Origin of the sequence: Bifidobacterium miconisargentati (assembly GCF_019331675.1) — a bacterium.
Classification (GTDB): Bacteria; Actinomycetota; Actinomycetes; order Actinomycetales; family Bifidobacteriaceae; genus Bifidobacterium; species Bifidobacterium miconisargentati.
The window spans coordinates 46,769-53,220 of record NZ_JAHBBJ010000020.1; the positions used below are offsets into that span (position 1 = coordinate 46,769).

At 59.5% G+C, this 6,452-nt stretch carries 3 protein-coding genes; 1 reads left to right on the top strand and 2 read right to left on the bottom strand.

Features of this window, described 5'->3' with window-relative positions:
* Positions 1–192: 192 nt before the first annotated feature.
* Entirely contained in the window at positions 193–1,470 is a 1,278-nt protein-coding gene (locus tag KIH81_RS12150; protein WP_236029549.1) for a tyrosine-type recombinase/integrase, read from the bottom strand.
* A 78-nt stretch (positions 1,471–1,548) separates the two neighbouring features.
* Positions 1,549–3,927, bottom strand: a complete 2,379-nt coding sequence (locus KIH81_RS10865; protein WP_214305335.1) for an LTA synthase family protein — start codon at positions 3,925–3,927, stop codon at positions 1,549–1,551.
* A gap of 148 nt (positions 3,928–4,075) precedes the next feature.
* Between KIH81_RS10865 and KIH81_RS10870 the strand changes: the two genes are divergently transcribed.
* Positions 4,076–6,106 carry a glycosyltransferase gene (locus tag KIH81_RS10870; RefSeq protein WP_236029551.1) on the top strand — a complete coding sequence of 677 codons (2,031 nt, stop codon included), beginning with the start codon at positions 4,076–4,078 and terminating at the stop codon, positions 6,104–6,106.
* Positions 6,107–6,452: the final 346 nt, after the last annotated feature.

The following is a 6,452-nucleotide window of genomic DNA, read 5'->3' on the forward strand; positions in this document are numbered from 1 at the left end:
CCCTCTTTCGATGATTGAACGAGTAACCCAATACGATTATCGGCGGGGCCTGACTCATGCACAATGAACATCGGCCGCCGGTCTGTCCGGAGCGGTGGTCGCGTCCGGAACGATAGTCGTAGCCGAAGCGATAGCAGCGCCCGGAACCGCAGCAGCCAAAACCGCAACGCCCGGAACCGCCCGCTCCGCCCGTCACCGCTTCTTATCCAACAACGCGGCCTTCCGCTCCGTATCGATGGCGTCCGCCACCTGCTCCAAACGCTCGGGGAACAGGAATCCATACACGTCCAGCGTCAGGCTGGCCGAAGCATGACCCATCTGCCGTTGCAGGATCTTCACGTCCGCCCCGGCCTTGATGGCGATCGCCGCATACGAGTGCCGCAGACTGTGCGGCGTAAGTCCCTGCACATCCTGCAATCCGGCTAATTCCACGGACTTATGCCAGATTTTCCGTCGCCAGTTGTGGTCGTTGATATGCCCGCCGCGCTGTGCTCTGAATACGTATGCGGTGTCCGGCTGCCCCTTGACCTGCGCCTTCAACGACTTGATCAGGAACTTCGGTATGGCCACGGTGCGCGGCTTGCCCGATTTCGGCGGACCCAACCGTTGCGCTTTCGCGCTGTTCTTCCAAGTGCGACGGATTCGGGCCTTGCGATGGTCAAGATCCAGATCGCCCACCTGCAGCGCAAAGGATTCGTTGATGCGCGTCCCCACGTAGCTTTGGAACCGGATGATCAGCCCGTCCACCGGTCGTCCGATGGTTTCGGCTGCGCTCGCCAACGCTTCGATCTCGTGGATGTCCAGAAAAATCAGGTCATGATATTCCGATTTCGGGATTTCCACATCACGTGCGGGATTGCTGGCCAGATAATGCGTTTTCACCGCATAGTCCAGAATGCCGGCGAACACCACCTTCACGATGCTCTTCACCGACCTGGGCGATAAGGCTCGTGGTGCGCGGTCGGCCGAAAGTGCCACGGGATAATCCCCGGTGGAAAGCTCACTGACCCACGAAGCTATATCGTCAAGCGTGATCGAGCCAATCGGCGTATTGGCCCATTTGGGATTGACATATACGCGCAGTTCGCATTCATACCGTGCGCGGACGCCTTCGCTGACCTGGTTCTTCGAGCGCAGCCACATTTCGGCGACGTCGCGGAATGGCTTGCGCGCATCATTGGGGTCCGCATACCGTCCGCTGCGCACATCGTCCTCCATGGCGGCTTGGAAGGTCTCGGCGTCGGACAGCCTCTCAAAGGACTTCGAATGTTGCTTACGCGAATCCTGCTCGAAGGTGTACCAGCGGCACCGCCAACGTTTGCCCTTTCCATAGCGGGAAGTACGCCAGCGTTCGGGAACCTGGGCCTTGAACGGGTCGCTAACCGAGGCAAGCGAGCGTTTCGCAGTGGACGAGGGCGGAACGCCATCATCGTTCTTCAGCCAAAGGTCGTCAATCCAAACGCGAGCCATTCAACCACATTAGTGCTGAATGGCTCGCGTTTGGATTGTTGCAGTCGATCGGGGCTGCCGTCAGGCTCAGCACTTGGCTCAGGACTTGCCGTTCGCGGACGGTACCTCCACGAACCCGTAATCCTTGAGATACCCCTTGCCCACGGTCATGTCGTACTGCACCAGCTTGTAATCCTCAAGCAGTTTCTTGGCCTTCTTGGACAGCTTCGAGATGTCGATGACCTGTCCGTTGGAGTCCAGATACGTGGCCTCGCCCGTGCCGATGCCGCCGGCGTCCGGGATGAGGGTGTTCATGGCCGGCACCTGCGCGCGAAGCTCGGTGAGCATCGCGAGGTAGGGGGAGACCTTCGCGTTCATATGCTCGGCGGCCAGGGACATGAAGTAGTTCGACGAGGTGTACGCGGTCTCCTGCTCCGGCAGCTTCACGCCGGCCGAGGACGACGCCTGGTTCGACCAGATGAAGTAGTCGGTCTCGTGCAGGGTCACGGCGTTGTTGCTGTCGGAATCCGCGGTCGGGTAGATGCCGGGCAGGTGGTCGCCGTAGAAGATCACGGTGATGGGCTTGTCGATCTGGTTGAGCTTGTCCAGGAAATCGGCCGTCTCCTGATCGGTGATGCTCACGCCCTTTGCATACGTGTCGATGAGGTAGCGCTCGCTGTCCGGCAGCCCGGAGGTGTCCGTGGAGAAGAACTGGTTGTCCGGATACCAGTCGGTGTACGGCATGTGGTTCTGCATGGTGACGATCTGCAGGAACTGCGGGTTCTTCTTGCTCTTGTTCAGCATATCGAGGATGTTCTGGTAGGTCGATGCGTCGGAGACGTACGGGGAGGTCCCCAACGTGTCCTGATGCGTGACCACGTTCGGCTCCTCAAGCGTCCAGAACTTCGAGAATCCGAACTTCTTGTAGTTGGTGTCACGCAAATACATGCGCTTGTAGTACGGGTGGATCGCCTGGGATCCGCTCTCCGCGCCATAGGCGTCGTTCCAGATCTGGTTGAACGTGGGCGCCCACTTCTGGCTGGGTACCAGCTGCTGGTACGGCACGGCCAGTGACGGGTTGAAGTTCACCAGGCTGAGGCCGGTGAGCGACTGGTATTCGATGTTCGCCGTGCCGCCGCCGTAGCCGGGGGAGAGCATGAGACCGGAGGTCGTAGTGCCCTTCAGCGCTCGGATGTTGGGCATCGGGTCCTCGGTGAAGGTGACGCCCGGAACGCGCGTGGGATCGGAGTAGCTTTCGGAGAGCATCATGATGACGGTGCTGTCCGTCATGTCGGCCGATCGCGTTTGATTGATGGCGTTCGCTTCGGTGGTGTAGCGCTTCGCCAACGCTTCCATGGTCTCCTTGCTGTAGCCCTCAGGCTGATCCATGGCCTTGTGGTACATCAGGCGCGTGAAATTGACCAGCGGTCCGTTGGCCATGGCGTCGGAATAGCTATTCCATAAAATCGGAAAAACGGTGAATGTGTTTTTCGCCGTGTTGTATGTCCATGAATTCTGCGCTCCCAAGGTATTGCCGAGGAAACCGAGGCACAGTACAGGAGTGAGAATAAGGGCGATTCGTGAGGTAATCGCAGCGGCTTTGAATCGTTTCGCGTGGATGATTCTCTTATGATTATCGAGAATATAGAACACAATGCACAAAGCCGTGAAGATCGCCAATGCCACGATGATGCCGCGCAGCAGCTTTCCCGATCCATTGGGAATGAATGAGACGATTTCGCCGGTATTGCCGTTCAGGAAAGTCAGATCCGCGGGAATGATGGGTTCCTGCCGCATGGACACCTTGAAGTAATTCGCGGTGGCTGCCACGGATGCAATGATGATGAATATTGCTGTGGCAATCCAGAAACGATTGACCAGGAAGATGATGAACGCATAAAACAGGCCCGCGATGATGAAATTCATCATGAATTGGTACTGTTGAGAGTCCCACATTTTGGTGATGAATTTCGCGGCGAAGAGAAAACGGCCTTGGCTGTCATCGGTTTTGTAGACGCTTAATTGAAGCATATAAATAGCTGCCGTCGTCGCCAGACAGAACACGACGATATACAGCAGAATATGAGTGAACGGTTCCCAGCCTCGCCATATTTTCTTGAGCACGCGACCTACCACCGCGAACGGCTTTGCGATGCGTGAGCCCCATGTGGTCAGTGCATTGGTCACATCGTCGGGAATATGGGCGTTCATGAAGCGTCGGATGGCTCCGGCGGGCTTCTTCCGGCCCGCATCCTGATCCTGCGCCGCTTCCTGGGAGTCCTGCGCTTCAGCGGTCTGGCCGGATTCGCCGGTCTGCGTTTCGCTGGTCGGCTCCGCTTCCTTGGTCGACTCCGTATCCGGTCGAGTCTGCTTGTTGCTCTGCTTGTTGCTCTGCTCGTTGCTCTGCTCGTCCGTCGGCGATTCCTGAAGTCGCATTTCCTCGGCGTGCTCCGGCTCCGTAGTATGCTTTTCGCTCATTGCTGTATCCGTTAACCCATCGTTCATGTACGTGGTCATAGTAATAGGACGCCTCCCCCTGAAAGTCCCCCGAAAGTCAACTGGGAACTCCATTGTTGGCCGCCAATCGTAAGGTGTTCCTATGCCTCATACGGGAATAGGAGATGCTATGAGCGGCGTGGAATGGGAGAGTGTCGTCCGTGTTGTCTACCCGACTCAGGACATTGATCAGGTCTGGCCTCTGTATGCATTGGACTGGACCCAACCGATGCTTTCCGATGCGCTCCTGGACCCGCGCGTCGATATGCAGCAGCTCGACTTGGGCGGGCTGAACCAGTCCTCATTCCAACGATTGGTACGCCGTGGACTTACCGGCGGCAAGGCAGCCGGAGCGACGAACGCATCGTTCATGTTCGTCGACCGCGAACGTATTCAGGTGAACGCAGGTTCCCGAACGTCCCTGTGTACGTACTTCAATGCCTTCCCGGCGGGCTACTGGCGCCGCTGGACGAACGTGGATACTGTGCGTTTCGCCGCGGAGGTGCGCGGTGAAGGCCGGATTCTGCTGTATCGCTCGAATGGCCGTGGACTGTTCTTCCCGGCTGGGGTGATCGCCGTCAGCGAGGCCGCCGAGTGGCAGTCGGTCTCCGCGGAGATTCCCATGACCGATCTGATGGACGGCGGTTTCTTCTGGTTCGACGTCGAGGCCGCGCGGAACGGCTCGGGCGTGGAGGTCCGTGCCGCCGAATGGCAGGCCCCGGTCGCCCGCCGTACCGCCAAGACTAAGACCACATTGTCCATCGCCATCGCCACGTTCAATCGTGCGCCGTACTGCCTGAACCAGCTGAAGGCCATCAGCAAGGCGACTGCCCTGCGCGAGCGGCTCGATACCATATATTGCACCGATCAGGGCACCGATCATGTCTGCGACCAGCCGGACTTCGGCATCGTCGCCGAGGAGCTGGGCGGCCAGCTGACCTACCTGCAGCAGCGCAACCTCGGCGGTTCCGGCGGTTTCTCCCGCGGTATGTACGAGACCGTGGAAGCCGGAACCAGCTCGTACTGCCTGCTACTGGACGATGACGCCATCAGCGAACCGGAGGCGATTCTGCGCGCGGTGCAGTTCGCGGATTATGCCTTCAAGCCGTTGCTTGTGGGCGGCGGCATGCTCCATCTGGACAACCGCACCATGCTGTATACGCAGGGCGAGCGGTTCGACTGGCAGCGCATGTGGATGAAGCCCTCGCTTGAACTGGGGTACAACCATGATTTCGCGGCGGAGCCCCTGCGTGATGCGTCCGAACGTCACCAGCGCATCGATGAAGACTTCAACGGTTGGTGGATGTGCCTGATTCCGGTCAAGGCGCTGAAGACCATCGGCCTTTCGCTGCCAGTGTTCATCAAATTTGACGACATCGAATACGGCATGCGCGCCAAGCGAGCCGGCTTCCCCACGGTGGGACTGCCCGGCGTTGCCGTGTGGCATCAGGCATGGCATAGCAAGGATCCCTCCCGTACGTGGGAGGAGTACTTCTTCGTGCGGAACCGTTGGATCTCCGCACTGCTCATGCAGCCGAACCGTCCGTTCAAGAGGATGATGTTCGAAAGCATGTACGGCGATGCCGTACTGGGCATGCGGTTCATCTATTCCGCCATGCGACTGCGTCACGAGGCGTTGCGGGACATCCTGCGCGGCCCGCAGTACATCGTGGATTCCTTCCCGACCCGGTTGGGGGAGATCCGCGAACTCCGCGCCTCCTTCCCGGATGCGCAGGGCAAGTCGAGTTTCGAGGACTTCCCGGAGGCGGAACGTGAGTATGTCTCCGCACGCCGTCACCCGCGGTCGAAGAAGTTCCAGGCCAAGAACGCCATGAAGGCGGCTGCGTCCAGCTTCTTCTCCCGTGAGGATGCGTCCGGGGCGGAGCGCCCGGATGTGGCGATTCCCGCGCAGGATTCGTATTGGTGGACGTGGCTGGCGAACGGCCATGTGCGTTCGGCGTTGGTCACTTCGCCGGATGGCAATTCCGTGTCCTGGCTCAAGCGGAACGATCCGTTGTTCCGCCGCAATATGCTGGAGTGCTACCGCTTGGTGAAGCGCATTCTGCGCGACTGGAAGCGACTGTCCGCCGAATACCGGGCGTATGATCTGCCCTCGCTGGAAACGTGGGGCAAGATTTTCGCCGTGGACAAGAAGCACTAAAATGGCTCCCCTCTTTGAGGGGAGCTGTCGAACGAAGTGAGACTGAGGAGAGTGGCGGGTTGTCCGTGGTGCTCCCCTCAGTCAGCTTCGCTGACAGCTCCCCTCAAAGAGGGGAGCCGGAATACGGTCAACAGGGCTTGGAATGGTGGGGGCCGGGATTCCCTGCGGGATGCCCCGGCCCCCACCTCGTCGGACGCGCGCGGGGCCTCATCCCCGCCTGCGCGGCCTGCTCACGCCCTCACTTGAGGACGTTGTCCTTCATCCTGTGCAGGAACGCGGCCATGTCCTGACGGTACACGGCCGTCATACCCCTGAACGAGCCATCACCATAACCGGTCGTCACGCC

Excerpts from the sequence above, each read along its gene's own strand:
- KIH81_RS12150 (WP_236029549.1), bottom strand. The coding sequence starts at position 1,470 with ATGGCTCGCGTTTGGATTGACGACCTTTGGCTGAAGAACGATGATGGC.
- KIH81_RS10865 (WP_214305335.1), bottom strand. The coding sequence starts at position 3,927 with ATGAGCGAAAAGCATACTACGGAGCCGGAGCACGCCGAGGAAATGCGA.
- KIH81_RS10870 (WP_236029551.1), top strand. The coding sequence starts at position 4,076 with ATGAGCGGCGTGGAATGGGAGAGTGTCGTCCGTGTTGTCTACCCGACT.